This window comes from Streptomyces sp. NPDC006997, assembly GCF_040635175.1.
Classification (GTDB): Bacteria; Actinomycetota; Actinomycetes; order Streptomycetales; family Streptomycetaceae; genus Streptomyces.
In genome coordinates this window covers 1-2,871 of the sequence record NZ_JBEYHH010000091.1, presented here as the reverse complement: position 1 = coordinate 2,871, position 2,871 = coordinate 1, and the positions used below count along the sequence as shown (strand labels likewise).

The 2,871-nt window shown below is 71.8% G+C and carries 1 protein-coding gene; it reads right to left on the bottom strand.

Going from position 1 to position 2,871, the window contains the following annotated elements; translation table 11 throughout:
* The coding region (locus ABZ659_RS35760) for an SDR family NAD(P)-dependent oxidoreductase (RefSeq protein WP_360229162.1) at positions 1-2,865 on the bottom strand (2,865 nt) is incomplete at its 3' end.
* Positions 2,866-2,871: the final 6 nt, after the last annotated feature.

Genomic DNA, 2,871 nt, shown 5'->3' with positions numbered 1-2,871 from the left:
CCGAGCCTGCGACCGCAACGCCCCCGGATCCAACAACACAGGCGCCACCAGCGCCTCCCCCAGCCCCAACCCCCGGTCGAACAACTCCAGACCGAGAGAGACGGACAGGGCTCCGACGCCCTGCCGGGCCAGCCGGGCCAGTTCGGCCTCGTCCAGGGTGCCGGTCATACCGGTCGCGTTCGCCCAGAGACCCCATGCCAGCGAGGTCGCTGGCAGCCCCTCGGCTCGGCGGGCGGCGGCGAGGGCGTCCAGGAACGCGTTGGCCGCGGCGTAGTTGGCCTGTCCGGAGCTGCCGACCAGCGCCGCGACCGAGGAGAACAGTACGAACGCCGACAGGTCCATGTCCGCGGTCAGCTCATGCAGATACACCGCCGCGTCGACCTTCGGCCGCAGCACCCGCTGCACCTGCTCCGCCGTCAACGACTCGATCACACCGTCATCCAGCACACCCGCCGCGTGCACCACCGCACTGAGCGGACGCTCCAACGAACCGATCAACCCGGCCAACTGCTCCCGGTCACCGACGTCGCACGCCTCCACCCGCACCCGGGCGCCTGACGCCTGAAGCTCACCGACCAGTTCCGCAGCGCCGTCGGCCGCCATGCCACGACGGCTGAGCAGCAGCAGACTGCGCGTCTGGTGCGACTCAACGAGATGCCGTGCGACCAGGGCGCCGAGCCCTCCGGTGCCGCCGGTGATCAGGACCGTACCGTCGGAGAGCGGCACGCGGGACGGCGTCGCGCTCACCCGGGCCAGTCGCGGGGCAAGGAGTCGGCCGTCGCGCACCGCGAGCTGCGGCTCGTCCGCGGCCGCGAGGGCCGCCCAGCCCGGCCCGTCGCCGTCGGGTGTCATACCGAAGTCAAGGACGGAGAGGGAGTCGAAGTCGGCCAGGAGGAAGCGTCCCGGGTGCTCGGACTGCGCGCTGCGCACGAGGCCCGAAACGGGTGCGACCGCCAGGTCCGGTGCCTCGTCACCGACCGCGACCGCGCGCCGCGTCGCCACCACCAGGCGCGAGCCGGTGAGAGCGGTGTCGGCCACCCACTCCTGCACCAGCCGCAGGGTGTGCTCGGAAACGGCGCGGGTGGCCGTCACCGTGGGTCCAGCCGGGCCCTCGATGAGGGCGACGACGAGGTCCGGGGCCGCGATGCCGTCGGCAACGGCACGGGTGAGGGCGGCGAGGTCGGCGTATCCGTTCGGGCGCCCGAGCACCTCGACGGTCACCGGAGCGGGGCTGGCCCCGGCGGGGACCTCCGCCCAGTCGACGCGGAACAGCGCGTTGGCGCTTCCCCGCTGGGCACCGGCCAGCTGCTCCTGGCCGACCGGGCGTACGGCGATGGACTCGACCGAGACGACCTGGGCACCGGACGTGTCCACGGCGTCAAGCCGCAGTGCGGAGTCGCCGGTCGCGACGGTACGCACGCGCAGTCGAGTCGCTCCGCGGGTCGCGAGCCGTGCGCCGGACCAGCTGAACGGCATCTTGCGCTCACCGTTCTCGCCCTCCAGCAGCAGGACGGCGGCGCCGCTCTGCAGCGCGGCGTCGAACAGCGCGGGGTGGATGCCGAAGCCCGCGGTGTCCGTGTCGTCGGGCAGCTCCACCTCGGCGTACACGTCCGCACCGTCGCGCCACAGCGCGCGCAGCCCTTGGAAGACGGGGCCGTAGTCGTACCCGATGTCGGAGAGGCGTGCGTACGCGTCCTCGACCGCGATCGCCTCGGCCTCACGCGGCGGCCATTCGGCAGGCCAGTTCGCCGCCCGCTCCGTGTCGGCGGCGAGCGTGCCCCGGGCGTGGCAGACCGCCTCGTGCCCGATCTCACCCCCGGCTTCGGGCCGGGAGTAGATCGCGACAGAGCGACGGCCGTCCTCGTCGGGCTCACCGACGGTGACCTGGACCTGGACAGGCTGGTCGTCCTGCAGGATCAGGGGTGCCTCAAGGACCAGTTCCTCGACGACCGGACTGCCCGCCTGGCGCCCCGCGGCCAAGGCGAGTTCGATGTGAGAGGTGCCGGGCACCACCATGTTGCCCAGCAGCACGTGCTCGGCCGTCCACGGCTGTGTCTCGGTGGACAGGCGGCCGGTGAACAGCCACTCGTCCCGGTCGCCCACCCGCACTCCAGCAGCGAGTACGGGGTGGTCCACCCGTGCGAGACCGGCCGCGGCCGGATCGACCGCTCCGACCGAGCCAGACGGCAGCCAGTAGCGTTCGCGTTGGAAGGCGTAGGTGGGCAGGTCGACGCGCTGGGCGCCGGAGCCGGTGTAGAAGGCGTCCCAGTCGACCGGGAGTCCGGCGATATGAGCGTGACCGAGGAACGCCGCGAACGCCTCCACCTCCGGCACCCGCGCCTTCAGCACAGGGGCGAACACCGCGTCCTCGACGTCCAGCGTCTGCTGCGCGAGAGCGGTGAGTACGGCGTCCGGGCCGACCTCGACGAAGCGGGTCACGCCTTCGGCTGCGAGGGTCCGCACCCCGTCGGCGAAACGGACCCCCTCACGGACATGAGAAACCCAGTACGACGGATCCGTCAGCTCACTCGACACCAACGTGCCGGTCACGTTCGACACGACCGCGATGTTCGGTGTGTGGAAGGTGAGACCTTCAGCCACCGCACGGAACTCGTCCAGCATCGGTTCCATGAGCGGGGAGTGGAAGGCGTGACTGACCTTGAGTCGCGTCGTCTTACGACCCTCCTGCTGCCACTGCGGCAGCCACTCCTCCAGGGCATCGAGATCGCCGGACACCACGACGGCCGTGGGGCCGTTCACCGCGGCAACCGACAACCGCCCCTCGAACCCGACCAGCGACTCGACCACCTCGGCCTCAGTCGCCTGCACCGCGACCATGCCACCACCCGCGGGCAGAGCACCCATCAGACG